Origin of the sequence: Pedobacter sp. L105 (assembly GCF_009765875.1) — a bacterium.
In the GTDB taxonomy this organism is placed as follows: domain Bacteria; phylum Bacteroidota; class Bacteroidia; order Sphingobacteriales; family Sphingobacteriaceae; genus Pedobacter.
Genome location: NZ_LMUP01000008.1, coordinates 608,996 through 624,831 on the forward strand (window position 1 = coordinate 608,996; position 15,836 = coordinate 624,831).

12 protein-coding genes are annotated in these 15,836 nt (G+C 40.4%); 3 read left to right on the forward strand and 9 right to left on the reverse strand.

The window, feature by feature from the left end; translation table 11 throughout:
- Positions 1-39: 39 nt before the first annotated feature.
- The 4 genes from GSQ84_RS17820 to GSQ84_RS17835 all read right to left on the reverse strand — a co-directional run bounded on the left by GSQ84_RS17820 (position 40) and on the right by GSQ84_RS17835 (position 4,143).
- Complete coding sequence (locus tag GSQ84_RS17820) at positions 40-870, reverse strand: MotA/TolQ/ExbB proton channel family protein (RefSeq protein ID WP_158798621.1); 831 nt, start codon at positions 868-870, stop codon at positions 40-42.
- 285 nt (positions 871-1,155) lie between these two features.
- A complete protein-coding gene (pckA, locus tag GSQ84_RS17825; protein WP_158798622.1) occupies positions 1,156-2,760 on the reverse strand; it encodes a phosphoenolpyruvate carboxykinase (ATP) in 1,605 nt (534 codons plus the stop codon).
- A 131-nt stretch (positions 2,761-2,891) separates the two neighbouring features.
- A complete protein-coding gene (locus tag GSQ84_RS17830) occupies positions 2,892-3,248 on the reverse strand; it encodes a translation initiation factor (protein WP_158798623.1) in 357 nt (118 codons plus the stop codon).
- Between the two features lie 10 nt (positions 3,249-3,258).
- A complete protein-coding gene (locus tag GSQ84_RS17835; RefSeq protein ID WP_158798624.1) occupies positions 3,259-4,143 on the reverse strand; it encodes a diacylglycerol kinase family protein in 885 nt (294 codons plus the stop codon).
- 230 nt (positions 4,144-4,373) lie between these two features.
- Here GSQ84_RS17835 and metK point away from each other — a divergent pair, with 230 nt between their 5' ends.
- Complete coding sequence (metK, locus tag GSQ84_RS17840; RefSeq protein ID WP_158798625.1) at positions 4,374-5,642, forward strand: methionine adenosyltransferase; 1,269 nt, start codon at positions 4,374-4,376, stop codon at positions 5,640-5,642.
- A gap of 79 nt (positions 5,643-5,721) precedes the next feature.
- Here the strand turns inward: metK and GSQ84_RS17845 are convergent, their stop codons facing one another.
- Both GSQ84_RS17845 and GSQ84_RS17850 read right to left on the reverse strand, forming a co-directional pair.
- The gene (locus GSQ84_RS17845; protein ID WP_254070899.1) at positions 5,722-6,318 is read right to left on the reverse strand and encodes a nucleotidyl transferase AbiEii/AbiGii toxin family protein; all 597 of its coding nucleotides are present in this window, start codon (positions 6,316-6,318) and stop codon (positions 5,722-5,724) included.
- A gap of 57 nt (positions 6,319-6,375) precedes the next feature.
- A complete protein-coding gene (locus GSQ84_RS17850; protein WP_158798627.1) occupies positions 6,376-6,873 on the reverse strand; it encodes a plasmid maintenance system antidote protein in 498 nt (165 codons plus the stop codon).
- 111 nt (positions 6,874-6,984) lie between these two features.
- Between GSQ84_RS17850 and treA the strand changes: the two genes are divergently transcribed.
- On the forward strand, positions 6,985-8,532 hold the full coding sequence (gene treA / locus GSQ84_RS17855; protein ID WP_158798628.1) for an alpha,alpha-trehalase TreA: 1,548 nt from the start codon (positions 6,985-6,987) through the stop codon (positions 8,530-8,532).
- Positions 8,533-8,590: 58 nt separating this feature from the next.
- A complete protein-coding gene (locus GSQ84_RS17860) occupies positions 8,591-8,938 on the forward strand; it encodes a hypothetical protein (RefSeq protein ID WP_158798629.1) in 348 nt (115 codons plus the stop codon).
- A gap of 247 nt (positions 8,939-9,185) precedes the next feature.
- Here GSQ84_RS17860 and GSQ84_RS17865 read toward each other — a convergent pair whose 3' ends face one another.
- The 3 genes from GSQ84_RS17865 to GSQ84_RS17875 form a co-directional block, all read right to left on the reverse strand.
- Positions 9,186-11,942, reverse strand: a complete 2,757-nt coding sequence (locus GSQ84_RS17865; RefSeq protein WP_216848959.1) for a DUF5695 domain-containing protein — start codon at positions 11,940-11,942, stop codon at positions 9,186-9,188.
- 29 nt (positions 11,943-11,971) lie between these two features.
- A complete protein-coding gene (locus GSQ84_RS17870) occupies positions 11,972-14,266 on the reverse strand; it encodes a S9 family peptidase (RefSeq protein ID WP_158798630.1) in 2,295 nt (764 codons plus the stop codon).
- Between the two features lie 166 nt (positions 14,267-14,432).
- Positions 14,433-15,821, reverse strand: a complete 1,389-nt coding sequence (locus GSQ84_RS17875) for a SusD/RagB family nutrient-binding outer membrane lipoprotein (protein ID WP_158798631.1) — start codon at positions 15,819-15,821, stop codon at positions 14,433-14,435.
- Positions 15,822-15,836 lie beyond the last annotated feature (15 nt).

Sequence of the window (15,836 nt, forward strand, 5' to 3'; positions counted from 1 at the left end):
GTTTTCCATAAAACCGGTAATAAAAAATAACATTATTTTTTATTTATGCGTAGAAGCATAAGTTTGGATGATGCTAAAACCAGCTTCATCAATTGCATAAGTTAATTTATCAATTTTTGAAGTCAGAATGTTATACATGATAATCGCTGTAGTTGATGTACCGATACCAGTTGCTGTATTGATTAGGGCTTCAGAGATACCAGTTGCTAACGCTGCTGAATCCGGAGAACCAGCTGCACCTAAACCACCGAAGGCCTTTATCATACCTGTTACTGTTCCTAATAGTCCCATCAATGTACCTACTGATACTAATGTTGCGATTACTGTTAAATTTTGCTCTAACATTGGCATTTCCAAAGTTGTAGCTTCTTCGATATCTTTCTGGATAGCTAATAATTTCTGATCAGTGTCCATGTTAGTATCAGTTTCCATTTCACGGTATTTTTTCAGACCAGATTTGATAACGTTTGCTACTGAACCTTTTTGTTTGTCGCACTCTACTAAAGCAGCCTCAATGTTGTTTGAGTTTAAAAGAGTTTGTACTTTTTTGATAAATGCATCTAAACTTGCAGTACCCGTTGCTTTACCGATAACGATGAAACGTTCAACAGAAAATACGATTACCATTAAAAGCATACCCATCAGGATTGGAACGATCACTCCACCTTTGTAAGCCATACCGGCATAGTTACCTGCTTTAGGTAAGTTTTCAGCATTATTGTCAATAAAGTTGTTTGCGTCTCCCAGAACAAATTTATAAAGGAGAATTCCGATAATAATACAAATTGGGATAACTAACGTAGCGAATAGATTTGAAGCTGATGAAGAGCTTTCTTGTTTAACTGTTGTTGGTTTTGGTGCGTTTGCCATTTTTTTTTAGTTTTTGAGTTTTTAGTACTTAGTTTTTTTTAAATTTAGATTAAATATTCTGTAATACACACAACGACGAAACAGAATCAAATGTTGTAATAACAAATTTACTAGTTTCACTTTAATTCCAAATTAAATTATCATTATCAGGTAAATTTGATTTTCAATCAAAACTTCTCCTCGCAGTAGTGTATATTAAAAAAGATTGCCTCATTTGGGAGACAATCTTTCACAATGAAAACTAAAAAAAAATTGAAATGCAAATTTTTCCTTAAAAAAAATGATTTAAACCGTGTTTTCCACAACTTTTGGCATCGATTCCCGTATTTCCCCAGTTGTGAACTCCCCAAACTGTTTAAAATTGTCTAAAAATGCTTTGGCCAGTTCATTTGTTTTCTGATCGTATTTATTTTTATCTGACCATGTATTTCTGGGATTTAATATTTCTGATGGAACCCCCGGACAAGCATCAGGCATCATCAATCCGAAGATAGTATGCGCTGTAAATGAAACTGATGATAATTTATTTCCTAATACCGCAGCGATCATTGCCCTGGTATAACTTAATTTCATTCGCCGACCTTCTCCATAACTTCCACCGCTCCAGCCCGTATTCACCAGCCAGACGTTCACTTCATGCCGGTCCATTTTCTCCCCCAGCAACTCTGCGTATTTTACAGGGTGTAATGGAAGAAATGCTTTACCAAAACAGGCAGAAAAAGTTACCTGAGGTTCCGTTACGCCGGTTTCTGTACCGGCAACTTTAGCCGTATAACCAGAAATAAAATGAAACATGGCCTGCCCCCGGGTTAATTTTGATAAAGGAGGCAAAACACCAAATGCATCTGCTGTCAGAAAAAATATATTTTTTGGGATACCTGCTATGGATGGAACAATCGCATTGCTGATATAACCGATTGGATAAGCTACCCTTGTATTTTCCGTTTTTTCAATATTGCCGTAATCAACCCTTCTGGTACCAGGGAAATAGTTAATATTTTCCAATAAAGCCCCAAATTTAATGGCTTCATAGATCTGTGGCTCTTTTTCAATTGTCAGGTCTACACATTTTGCATAACATCCGCCTTCAAAATTAAAAACAGTTTCCGCTCCCCAGCCATGTTCATCATCACCAATCAGTCCTCTTTCGGGATCGGCAGACAAGGTTGTTTTTCCGGTGCCCGATAAGCCGAAGAAAATTGCCGTATCACCTTCAACACCCACATTAGCAGAGCAATGCATAGATAATGTATTTCGCTGCAGGGGCAAAATAAAGTTCAGTACAGAAAATATTCCTTTTTTTATTTCGCCGGTATACCCGGTTCCTCCAATCAGGATGATTTTCCTGGAAAAATTTAAAATAGAAAAGTTGGATTGCCGGGTGCCATCAACGGCCGGATCTGCCAGAAAATCAGGTGCCGCAATGACGGTCCATTCCGGTTTTTCAGGAAAATCTCCTTCTTCCGGTCTCAAAAATAAATTATGGACAAAAAGATTTTGATAAGCTGTTTCAGTGATCACCCGGATACCCAGCTTGTAGTTTTCATCGGCACAGGCAAAGGCATCCCTTACATAAAAGTTCTTTTTATTCAGATGTGCACAGACCTTATCCAGTAAAACATCAAAATCTGTGGTGCTAAACCTGATGTTAATATCTCCCCACCAAACAGTGTCCCGCGTTAGATCATCCAAAACAATAAATCTGTCTTTAGGAGAACGGCCTGTAAATTTACCTGTATCTATGGCCAAGGCACCATTTGATGAAAGGCTTCCCTCGCCATTTTTGATAGCTTCTTCTATCAGTTCAGCTGCGCTTAACTGATACAATGCATACTCATTGCCCAAATTTAACCAGGACAGACCTGGTTCAGGCAGTAAAACTTTGCTCATACAAGAATATTTGGTACGGCAAAGCTAAGGAGATATTTAGTTATAAAAGATGTTTTTTTGCTAAAAAATTTAATACTGTAATATTTACACTAACACGTAAAGTACTGACATACATATATTTGCAATGTATTTTAGCCACCTGATTTTTTAACTTTGTAGCCATCTTTTTGCAGCATCAAAACTACCTTATCCCTAAAATCTCCCTGGATGATGATCTCTCCGTCTTTGGCACTCCCTCCTACCCCGCATTTGGTCTTTAGCACCTTTGACAATTGCTCCAGTTCAGTAGGGCTGCCACGGTAACCGGTGATCAGCGTAACGGCCTTACCGCCCCTGTTTTTACGGTCCAGCGTTACCCTCAGGTCCTGCTGGTTATTCGGAAGGCTTTCCTCTACAGCTTCGCTGTCATTGTCATAACTGAATGAAGGATCTGTAGAATACATAATTCCGCCCAGGTCGCTCAAAGATTTTTTCTTAGGATTGCTCATGGTTATAATTTTAATCGGCAGGAACAATTACATTCAGGGAAAGCGGCGAAACGGTAACCGCAATTTCTTTTCCCATAAAATAAGGTTCTCCGTCAATATGAATGGCAGCATCTGCCGGTCTTGAAATATGAATATCTTTACCCCTGATGATCTCTACCATAGCTGACTGATCTGTACTTGCACTCAGCATCTGGTAAGCCAGCAGCGGGATTTTGTACAACGGAAAGGATTTAACGACGCAAACATCCAGCAGCCCATCTGTGATTGAGGCCTTCGGAGATACATGTGCATTATTTCCATACTGGGATGAATTGGCTACGCTGACTACAAATGCTTTTCTGGTATAACTTACGCCATCGATCGTTAAGTTGTAAGTTTCAGGCTTATAATTGATCATTTCTTTGAGGCCCAGCTTCAGATAACCCGTTAGTCCTCTCTTTTTGTTGCCTACAAAAACAGAACTGATATGTGCATCAAACCCCATTCCAGCCATGTTAAAGAAAAATTTCCCATTGAATGTGCCCGTATCTATTTTCTTCACCTTCATCTGGTTGATCACCTGAATAGATTTCGCGGTATTCATCGGTATCTTCAGGAACCTGGCCAGACCATTTCCCGAACCAAAGGGAATAACACCCAGTATTTTGTCCTGCTGCATCACCTTGCCGGCAATTTCATTGATCGTCCCATCGCCGCCTACAGCAACGATCACGTCGAAATTTTTATTTGCAGCTTCTTCGGCAATCTCAGCCGCATGGCCAACATATTCTGTAAAGCTAAAATTCGGATTAAACTTAGAGCGGTCCAGGTTTGCATCTATGATGGCAGGTATCTTTAATTTCTCCTTACCACCAGATATAGGATTAATAATAAATAGGATGTTCAGCTTTACCAAAGTGTCTAAATTAATTACGGTACAAAATAATTGATATTTTTTGACTAATTTGAATATATATAGTAATTTTGCGCAACTAAGGTGGACTGATTTGCGATGTTATGTAAGCATAACTGGATTGCAACCACGTAAAAAAAAGTGCTAACCATTCATACACTTCCTTTTACTGCCTGTTAAGCAGGATCATTATCCATTTTATATAATTGTTGATTAAAAATTAATTATTTAAAATGTCGTATTTATTTACATCAGAATCAGTTTCTGAAGGCCATCCGGATAAAGTTGCAGATCAAATCTCAGATGCCCTGATTGATAATTTTTTAGCATTCGACCCAGAATCAAAGGTTGCCTGCGAAACATTGGTAACTACTGGTCAGGTTTTCCTGGCTGGTGAAGTAAAATCAAAAGCCTATCTTGATGTACAGAAGATCGCAAGAGAGGTCATCAGTAAAATTGGCTATACCAAAGGCGAATACATGTTTGACAGCAATTCCTGCAGTGTATTATCCGCTATTCACGAACAATCTCCTGATATTAACCAGGGCGTAGATAAAGCAGATAAAACTACACAGGGAGCTGGTGACCAGGGGATGATGTTTGGTTATGCCACAAGGGAAACTGATAATTATATGCCTTTAGCGCTTGACCTTGCCCACAAGATCCTGATCGAGCTGGCGGCTATACGTCGTGAAAACAGCGAAATCCAATATCTTCGTCCCGATGCCAAATCACAGGTTACTTTAGAATATAACGATGCCAACGAGCCGGTAAGAATCGATTCTATCGTTGTTTCTACACAACATGATGATTTTGACGAGGAAGTATTGATGCTGAAAAGGATCAAAGAAGATATTATCGAAATTTTAATTCCACGTGTTTCCAGCCAATATCCTCAGTTCACCCACTTATTTAACAAGGATATAAAATACCATATCAACCCAACCGGCAAATTTGTGATCGGCGGGCCCCATGGCGATACCGGTTTAACAGGAAGAAAGATCATTGTTGATACTTACGGCGGAAAAGGTGCCCACGGTGGTGGTGCATTCTCAGGAAAAGATCCTTCTAAAGTAGACCGCTCTGCTGCTTATGCTACCAGACATATTGCCAAAAATTTAGTTGCAGCTGGTGTTGCTGACGAAGTTTTGGTACAGGTATCTTATGCGATCGGTGTTGCACAACCAATGGGTATTTACGTGAATACTTATGGAACGGCACATGTAAAAGACGCATCAGGAAAAACCCTCACAGATGGTGATATCGCTAAAGAGGTAGAAAAGATTTTTGACATGACCCCATACGGCATTGAAACCCGTTTCAAACTGCGTAACCCTATTTATTCAGAAACTGCGGCTTATGGTCACTTTGGTAAAAAGAACGAAGTGGTTACTAAAGTTTTCAGGGCTTCAAACGGTGAAGAAACTGCAATTGAAGTAGAATTATTTACCTGGGAAAAATTAGACTACGTAGAAACTGTGAAGAAAGCGTTTTCTTTATAAGACTAGATCATATTTTTGAAAAAGGGGTATCCGGGATAACTGGATACCCCTTTTTCATTGCTTTCAATCGTATCAATGTTTATAATCCAGCTTTTTCGAGCGCCTCTAAAAAATCCAATTTTATTAGTTCCCAGTGCTTTCCTCTTAAACATAATGGTTCAAAATCATAATCAGCCTCGGCAAAATCTCTAAAATTATTGATTATACTTTCCCTTACATGGTTATACGGAGATCTTTTTTCATGTAATGCCAGCATTTGTGCAATCGGATAATCATTTAATAGCTCATGCAAATCCCAGAAATCTTTTTTACGTCCTCCTCTGGAAATCACATCTACCTTCATAGCAATAATATCTTCAACAGTTGCCATTCTTATCCCCTCTTCTATGACAGGTTCTTTTATAAAATCTTCTGTTGTGTAAAAAATATCTAATTTGATAGAGTGATCTTTATCGGCTCCGATGAGATAAGAACGTCCCATACCTGGTAATATTCCAAATGATGTATCTACGTAAGAGAATTGAGAGATTAAAAAATCATCGATAGTTTCGAAGTCAATAGATCCATAAGTTGCATCCGTAAATAAATCAATATCTACAGACATTCGATGTCCAATCTGGAGACTAAGTGATGTTCCGCCTACCAAACGAAATTCTGAAAATTCCCTTGAATCCATTAATATTAACAAGCTTTTTTTCAATAAGTCGTTTACAGTATTCCAATATAACATATATTAATTAGTCCTTCCTGACAATGGTAACTGCTGATCAGGACTAAGCTGCCCAATAATATCTGACACAATATCATTACCGTAAAATCTTACGATTTCTTGTTTTTCCTGTTCATTCCCCCGTTCAAAAATCCTTCTTATCACTGATTTTTTTTGATTATCCCAATCAATTTTGGCAATAGGTGTATCCCAAAACAATGAAGGCCGAATTAAAGAGATATCAGGTCCATTACAAATTTTGTTCTTTTGCTTTTCTTTTTTGATATCATAAAATACCTGTAGCGTCATTAATGTACCTTCTTCTAATCCTAGAGCTTCTTCGATTTTTAATGACAAAGCCGTATTCATAGCTCTTTTTTCATTGGTAATTGCACCTATCGTTTGGGGATACTCATTCACAGAAAGCGCAAAACGCCCTTTGCTTAAATTTCTTTTTTTAAGCTCCCTTTCCAAAAATACTCCTGGATGAATCCCTTTAAGAACAGATAGCGGATTAATCATAATGCAAATATAAACAAATCTGTTTACACAATTATCACTCCATTCACAAAAGTTTATTTACTAATTGCGCATCAAAAGCCATTTTATATTGTTTAGGCTAAAAGAACTTACATGCGCAAATTTATATTACTCCTGTTTATTGCACTTCAGTTTGGAAAAACTGATGCCCAGCAGATAAAAACACCAGATCAGCTTTATGGCCAGTTATTTACTGATGTACAACTGCAAAACACGCTAAAAGACGGTAAAACCTTTGTGGACTGTATACCCAAAAGAAACCCAAAGCTTATTCTGGCAGACTACCTGCGGCTCAAAAGATCAGGGAAAGCTTTTAACCTTAAAAACTTTGTTTCTGCCAATTTCATTTATCCCGACACGGTCAACACTACGGTAATCCATAAAGACAAACCTGTAGTAACCCATATCAATGAATTATGGACAGCACTGCGCCGTAATCCATCAGCACCAGTAGCCAACAGCAGCCTGCTTCGTTTACCCTATGCTTATATCGTGCCCGGAGGGCGCTTCAGGGAGGTCTATTACTGGGATAGCTATTTCACCATGCTGGGTCTTAAAGTTTCCGGACAAAACACAACCATAGAAAATATTATCAGAAACTTCGCTTACCTGATTGATCAATACGGACATATCCCTAATGGAAACCGAAACTATTACCTCAGCCGGTCGCAACCACCATTTTTTTCCCTGATGATAGACCTCCTTGCTGAAATAAAAGGCAAACAGGCTTACACAGAATATCTTCCCGATCTGGAAAAGGAATATGCTTATTGGATGGACAGGTCTGCCCCTACCAAACATGTTGTTCAGATGCCAGATGGAAGCTTGCTGAACAGATATTACGACCAGCTAAACATCCCGCGACAGGAATCTTATAAAGAGGATGTTTTGATCACCAAAGAAAAAGGAGAGAACAATCCGGAGCTTTACCGTGATGTACGCTCGGCAGCAGAAAGCGGATGGGATTTCAGCAGCAGGTGGCTGAGCGACGGTATACAGCTAAAAACCATGCAAACTACTAAAATTGTCCCGGTAGATTTGAACTGCCTGATGTACCACCTGGAAATTACCCTTGCAAAATGTTATGGCCTGAAACATGACAGAACAAAAGAGGCGCTCTACAAGACTTTAGCACAAAAGAGAGCAATCAGTATACAAAAGTATTTTTGGTCGCCGCAGCAGGCCTGGTACACCGATTACAACAGCAAAACCAAACAGCAGTCTCCTATGATCAGTCTTGCCGGTATGTATCCCTTATTTTTCAGACTCGCTAACCAGGAACAGGCAAAACTGGCAGAAGCCACTTTACTGCACAAATTTTTAAAACCCGGCGGCTTAACCACCACCCTCGAAAATACCCACCAGCAATGGGATGCACCAAATGGATGGGCGCCATTGCAATGGATATCGATTAGCGGGCTGGAAAATTACGGGGAACATCAGGAGGCCAGGGATATTGCTACCCGTTGGGTAACTTTAAATACGCGGGTTTATCACAATACAGGTAAATTAATGGAGAAATACAACGTAGTTGACCTTCAGCTGAAAGCCGGAGGCGGAGAATATGCTTCCCAGGATGGATTTGGCTGGACAAATGGCGTATTGCTTGATCTGATCACAAAATATAAGCTGACAGAATAAAAAAGAAATGAAAAACCATTTATAGAGGGCTTTGTTTAATAGGGAAACAATCTGTATTATGGAACAGCCAATAGAAATGAACACACTTAGCCAAATCTTAGAAAGATTAAGGCAAAAAGGTTTAGATAACGAAATCAAAATGACCGACCATGGCAAAATGCAAGGAGTTGGTTTTAATAAAATTTACAATCCAGAAGATCTGACCATCATAAAAACTTACCGTTTTGAAGGTGATTCAGATCCGGCCGATAATTCTGTACTTTATTTATTAGAAGATAAAGATGGACAGATTGGCTATATCATGGATGCTTACGGAATGTACAGCTCGCAGGAAGTAACAGGTTTTGACGATTTTCTGAAAAAGATTCCTACAGCAGACAGAGATCTGCAGGAGCTATTTAAATAATATTAATCTTATTCGCCATTATTATTCAAATGGCAAAAACCCGGATGCATACCACATCCGGGTTTTTTTATGCCCTCATCAGATCAGGATTTCCTTTTAGTCTGGGCTAGCTTTAATTGTTATCGTATCCATATCCAGTCCATATCTAGTCCAAGTCAAGTCCATGTTTTTGCCGTAAAAACATGGACTCAATATGGTTTTGTATTGCTTCAAATTTGGATAGATAAAGAACCAAACTTTATCCAAACTAAAGCTTAATCATTTCAACAACAACTTCTTTATTTTTCAAAGGAACAACATAAGCACCACGCTGTTCTCTCAGTTTCCCTTTAATCATATATTTTGCCCCTGCTTCCGGAGTAGTCTGGCTCATTCTTAAATAAGCAACAGGCGTATGGCCGTCAGCCGCATCCAGTGACAACTTGATCTCGGCTGTTTTCAGGTTAAAAGACACCGTATTAAACGTTCCCGCATCCAGGGTGAGCCAGATGCCTGCAGGTGCTACAAACACTTTTGATCTCTCTGCAGTAGTGATCTTAGTGGTTACCCAGTCGCCCGCTGTTTTCAGGTTACCGCCAAAGGCAAGCCAGCCAAATTCGTCATCGTGAGTGATATAGGTAGCTGTATTTACAGCATAACCATAAAAGCCAGAACCATAATCTCCTGATAAACCGTCTATCTTTAACGTAGAAGGGAAAGAATGGAATGCGGCCGATCCAAAACCCTCCTGGGTAATATTGGAAATAGAACCCATCAAACCGCCATAACCTACGCGCAATAAATAAAGATCCTTAGGATACCTCCTGTAAGCATCCAAAACTGGAATAGCATTCAGACTTGAACCATAATGGTGCAGCTGACGTTCTACCCTTGATAATTTACCTCCATATAAAAAGTCCCAATATCGGCGCGCACTGCCGTTGTATCCCCAGTGTGGGATAGTTGGCATATAACCCAGGATTGCATTTAAAGTGACATCTGCTTTATCTTTATAACCGAAATAGTCTGACCATACATAAACTTCTTCCTGACCCGTAGAATCCCATGGCATTTCACTTCCAAAAGGGAAATCAAGCGTATGCCAGTGTTCAGCACGTTTTTTCATGGCAGCTTCCAGTATAGCCGCTTTATCATTCCAGCCTTCGGCTTTCAGATCCATCAGGATATAATAAAACACACTTCCTTCCATCTGTCCGAACTGAACATAATATGGAGCCAGGTTAACCATCGCCATCGTCGTCTGGTAAGCATTATCCAGATGCCAGTCCCATTTTTTCTCTGTAACCAGGCCGGTATGGTTGCGGGCCAGGCGGTAAAGCACCCAATGTGCTGCTGCAACATGCGGATAATTGTAAGAACGGCCAATATCATTTGCTGCAACGTGGTTCCATGCTGCCCAGGTTTTGTAATTGATATCTTTGCTATACGTTCCTGCGGGTACAGAATCTGGCTGATAATAAAACATACTTTTTTTAACCCCATATTTCTCTGCCCCCTCACTGTGCTGTAATCCGCCCCATAAAGTGTGGTTTGCAAACAGTTGCAGTTTCTCAATCTCTTCCTTATCCGGACGAACCAGTTCTTTCATCATGGCGCCCAGCCATCCGCCGGCTCCGCCTTCATCACTTAACCCTGCAATCCAGGCACGGCTATCTTCTTTAACCTGTTGTTTTTTTTCAATATCATAACTGATAACAGAGTTATTACGCCCAAAAAAGTCATTTTTATCCTGGAACCATTGTTCATGAGTCAAAAAGCGACCGAAATCATCTATCACTTTCGTTTCAGGTTTGATCACCTTATACTGAATGGTCTGTGAAGTTCCATCTTCATAGTTGACTGTTACCCTTACCCTGCCCCAGGTATTCCCTTTAAGCTGATAACTTTTCCATCCTTTAGGCGTAGTTGCCAGTGCGGTAAAGGTAATTGCATTGGCAGGAAACGTTTCAATAACACTTACTTTTGAAGGATAATTCAGAAATAATTTAGCATCTATATCTTCAGGGATCACATAACCAGGAATACCTACTGCAACAGGACGTTTTTCTTCAACCAGCCTTTTTTCTATACCCCTGATTGAATCTGCCAGGATAAACTTCAACCCGTAATCTTTTGATTCGCCGGATTTTAAAATCAATGCAGTGGGTGTATTCCATGGCTCAGCAGCTTTCCAGTCCTGCTCGGCATTGGCCTTACTCAACGCCATCCACTCATAAAAACCTTCAAAGGTAATTCCCCTTGGCGTAGGATCATCCAGCAAAGGATTGTAAGCCTCAAAAGGAGTCTTTCCGTAAGGCACCACCAATAACACCTGTCCCTTACCTGTTAAACGGGTAACCTGCAAATAACCGGCATCCTTTCCTATATAGGGATCATAAAAAACATTTTGTGCATGCGTTTGCTCCAGTGTTTTATCGATCATCACATTATTGAAGATCACAGGCATACCGAAACCGCCTATTTCAACAGGCTGGGTACTTTTATTTTTAACGTTAAAATGTAAAACAAGTTCTCCGTTGATCAGCTCCCAGTATCTTTTGATTTCAAAAGGAATATCGTTGGGTAAAGTACCAGACAGATCTGCCGCAGCCAGGATATTACCTCCGGTCTTGAGCGCAGTGACATCCCCCCTTTTAGCAGCCGTAGAAATCTTACGCCATTCTCCCGACAAGTTTGTCCTGAACCGAAGGTTTAAATCACCAAGGTGATAGAGGCCATCACGGCTTCTTTTTTCCAGCACTTCTCCAGGCGTAAAATCAAAACTTTTATCTGTATTTGGATCAAGCGCTGCAACCGTTTGTGACGATTTCAGCAGTTTCAGCTGAAAAGCCGAGGTATTGATCGTTATCACGCCCTCAGCGATATTTAAGGTAGCAGGTTTATCTTCTATCTTTTTCCATATTGAAACTGTCTGCCCATAAGCAGCAGCATCTCCCAACAGGGCGATGAATGCCAGAACAACCAGTGAAGTTTTCTGGAAAGAGCGTTTATTTTTAAAAACCATAAGTTAAAGAATAAATGAAAGCGTAAAATTTAAGGTTTTGGAACAGAGATACTTTGTTTCCAGGTCCATTCCGGAGGGTCTACCCCCAATAAGTGTTTCACAAAGAAATCCCTTCTCTTGTGTTCTCCATAATCTCCACCCAGTGAATGCCCCATACCAGGGATTTCCAGAAAGTCGAAATTCTTATTGGCCTTTACCAGGGCATTAATTAACTGTATAGTAGAAGAAGGATCTACATTTTCGTCCATTTCACCTAAGATCAGTAATAATTTTCCTTGCAGGCGATAAGCATTGGTCACATTGGAAGACTCTTCATATTGTTTTCCTATCGGATAACCCATCCACTGCTCATTCCACCAGATCTTATCCATGCGGTTATCATGACAACCAGAAGAAGAAACGGCAACTTTGTAAAATTCAGGATGAAAAAGAAGGGCACCCGCAGAATTTTGTCCACCGGCAGAATTACCCCAGATCCCTACACGGTCCAGGTCCATATAACTGTATTGCTTTGCAGCTGATTTCATCCAGGCGATACGGTCTGGAAAACCTGCATCTTTCAGGTCTTTCCAGCACACGTCATGAAAAGCTTTGGAACGGTTTGCCGTGCCCATACCATCTATCTGAACAATAATAAATCCCAGTTCGGCCATTTCATGCAGCGAACCGCGGGAATCAGTAACAAAGTTTTTGGGTACAAATGAATCCTGCGGGCCTGCATAAATATATTCTATCACAGGATATTTTTTAGCAGGGTCAAAATTGCTTGGACGGATGATAATTCCCCAGATATCAGTTTTACCATCCCTGCCTTTTGCTGTAAATACTTCAGGCAGTTTCCATCCGCTAGCTAATAGCGGAGAGATATCACCTTTTTCAAGCGGCATGATAATTTTACCATCGGCAGCACTCCTCAGTACCGAAACTGGTGCCATATCAACCCTGGAATAAGTATCTTCGAAATAACTAAAATCGGGAGAGAATACCACTTTATGGTTGGCATTTTCTGTAGTCAGGGCTTTTAATCCCGAACCATCAAAGTTGATCCGGTAGTATTGTAAAAAGTAAGGGTCCTGGTCCGCATTGCGTCCGCTGGCGCTAAAGATCAGCTGACGTTTCTTTTCATCAACGTTAACCACCTCTCTCATTACCCAGTTGCCTTTAGTGATCTGGTTTTTTAATTTCCCATGCCCATCATACAGGTAAAGGTGGTTCCAGCCATCACGCTCAGAAGCCCAGATAATTTCCTTACCATCTGCTATGTCATAGCGGTAATGCCTGCCACTGTAATTGATAAAGGTTTTACTGGTTTCGTCAATCAAAGTATTCACTTTACCCGTAGTAGCATCCACTTCCATCACTTTATATTCCTGGTGGCCACGCTGGTTATATTCAAAAGTAAAAGAGCGGCTGTCTTTATGCCATTCAGGCGATGATAAACTGTATTGAGCGGGAATGAGTGAAAGATCTACGGCTACTTGTTTTTTTGTTTTTACGATAAAAAGCGAAGGTTGCTTTTGTGACAGCGCATCACCCGGTTTAAGATAATTGCGCGTATGTAATTTAGGTTGCAGCTGATCTTTGGGGGAAGATTCGATCAGGTATACCCAATGTGGTTTGTTAACTCTTATTTTATTGGTAGCCAGTTTTTGTGCATCAGGAGACCAACTCAGCTGAGGAGAATAATAATCACCTTCAGAACCGTCAAAACTTAACTGATACTCATCTTTCTCGTCTGCCGCAGCATGGATATAAACATTGTAATTCCTGATGTAAGCAATCCATTTGCCGTCAGGTGAGGTTACACTTTTGCCCTTGGGGTCATCATCCTCAGGATCATCATGATCCACCAGTCCTGTCTTTTGCTTTTTTACTTCAGTGCACTGATAATCTGCCAGGTTGCAGGTCCAGTCTTTTCCGTTTGCACGGAACACCAGTTGCTGGCCGTTAGCAATAATATTCAGGTTGCTAAGCTCCAGCTGACCAGCTTCTACCGGTTTTCCTGTAACTGAAGATAAAGATTGGGCCAGTTTTGCCTGATCAAAGGCAGGCTGCCGACTCAATCCTGCAGCATCTACCATAATATATTGTCTGCCCTGAGGCGTAAACACGCTATATAGAAATTTATGCTGACCTTCTATCCATTGTATATTTTCTGGTGAGTTGTACACCGCGTGCTGCATTTGGCCGTTTAAGGTCTCGGCACGCTGGTAATCCTGAAGGGTTCCCTGGGCATGAAGGGAAAATGAGAACAAAAATGCTGTCGCCATCAAACCAATGGCTTTTTTGAAATCAGCAGCTGTCAACTGGAAGGTATAGATCATGGTGAGTTGATGATAAGGATGATTGTAAAAATAGCGTTGAGTACATTAAAATTTAACCCATAAATTGTTTCATAGTAGCCGTTTATTAACTATTAAATCCTTCACATAAAAAAAACCCTCCGGGAATTTAGCTCCTGAAGGGGTTTTATGAAAAAATTAAATGAATCTACTGAGCAGCATCCCACCACAATCTGTCTGTCAGCTTAGCCGACTGAACCGCCTGAGGATTAGAAGTTTCTTCCACCTGAGGATATAATAAACGACGTGGAATATCAGATAATGCGTTTAATACTTTTGTCAAAGGCGGATATCCTGTTCTTCTCCAGTCAACCCATGTTTCTGTAGATAAGAAATTAGGAATACCTTTTTCTTCGATGATCAACTCTAAAGCATTGCTGCTGGTTAACGCCCTGGAAGCGATATACGTAGCTGCATCAGCACTGCTCACACCCATTCTAGTCATGTGCGTATTGATCGCCAACTGGTAGATCGGTGCTGCAGCAGCATATCCTGAAACATAATAAGTTGCTTCTGCTTTAGTGAACAAAGCTTCTTCATAAGTAGCCATGTAAACATTTGCCCCAATCCCTGCATAATAATCACTTGGACGTGAATAGGTTTCCAGATCACCAATTCCATCTAATCCGATGGTACGTCCTGTATACAATCCTGTTTCAGTAGCTGGTGCAACCATTTTACTTAAACGAGGATCATTACGTGTTTTAAATCCATCAACAAAAGTAGTATTCAGGATCATCGTAGCAGAAGAGATAAAATCCTGCTGAAAAGGATTTTCTGTACCTGCAGAACCGGTATACGTCATTCTCATATCATCGCTGGTAGACGCCATTCCATTAGCTAGTTCAGTTAAAGCCAATTGTGCTTGTCCTGCGGCAGTATTTCCCGGGGCTTTAGTTAAGTGCATGTAATAACGGGCTTTTAACGTGTGGGCCAATCTGGTCCATGCAGCCATGTTACCTCCATAATAGAAATCATCTGCACCTGGTGCAGTCCCTGAGTTTTTAGCAATGTCAGCTATTCCGGCGTCCAATAAAGTTTGGATGCTTGCATAGATTTGTTTTTGCGTATCATAAGCCGGTTTCAGGTTAGCAATTCCCTGGAATGCCCGAGAGTAAGGCATATCACCCCAAAAATCTGTACCCGTACCTAAACAATAAGCAGTCAGGATCTGAGAAATTCCCGAATAGTTATAGTTACCATTAGTTTGTGCTTTTTTAGTCAGCACAATCAGGTTGTTCAATTCTGTAGTGTACAATGTAGTCCAGTCGCCATTGATGTCGTAATTGTACATCAGGTAAGTACCTGCATTAGGATAAGGCTGGTTCAATGCCATTACCTGCATATATTCCAATACGATATTACTCGCATTTCCCGCATATAAGCTGGAAGAGATAGAAGTCTCTACAGGAGACAGGATCAATCCTTCTGATACTACTGTAGGGCTATTAGGATTCTGATTGACATCCACAAATTTCTTACATCCGCTGAATCCGATCAGACCGCAGGACAGAAATAATATATATATTTTTTTCATGATAATTGAATTAAG

Coding starts and splice junctions, on each gene's coding strand:
- GSQ84_RS17820 (WP_158798621.1), bottom strand. CDS start 870: ATGGCAAACGCACCAAAACCAACAACAGTTAAACAAGAAAGCTCTTCA.
- pckA (WP_158798622.1), bottom strand. CDS start 2,760: ATGAGCAAAGTTTTACTGCCTGAACCAGGTCTGTCCTGGTTAAATTTG.
- GSQ84_RS17830 (WP_158798623.1), bottom strand. CDS start 3,248: ATGAGCAATCCTAAGAAAAAATCTTTGAGCGACCTGGGCGGAATTATG.
- metK (WP_158798625.1), top strand. CDS start 4,374: ATGTCGTATTTATTTACATCAGAATCAGTTTCTGAAGGCCATCCGGAT.
- GSQ84_RS17845 (WP_254070899.1), bottom strand. CDS start 6,318: ATGGATTCAAGGGAATTTTCAGAATTTCGTTTGGTAGGCGGAACATCA.
- GSQ84_RS17850 (WP_158798627.1), bottom strand. CDS start 6,873: ATGATTAATCCGCTATCTGTTCTTAAAGGGATTCATCCAGGAGTATTT.
- treA (WP_158798628.1), top strand. CDS start 6,985: ATGCGCAAATTTATATTACTCCTGTTTATTGCACTTCAGTTTGGAAAA.
- GSQ84_RS17860 (WP_158798629.1), top strand. CDS start 8,591: ATGGAACAGCCAATAGAAATGAACACACTTAGCCAAATCTTAGAAAGA.
- GSQ84_RS17865 (WP_216848959.1), bottom strand. CDS start 11,942: ATGGTTTTTAAAAATAAACGCTCTTTCCAGAAAACTTCACTGGTTGTT.
- GSQ84_RS17870 (WP_158798630.1), bottom strand. CDS start 14,266: ATGATCTATACCTTCCAGTTGACAGCTGCTGATTTCAAAAAAGCCATT.
- GSQ84_RS17875 (WP_158798631.1), bottom strand. CDS start 15,821: ATGAAAAAAATATATATATTATTTCTGTCCTGCGGTCTGATCGGATTC.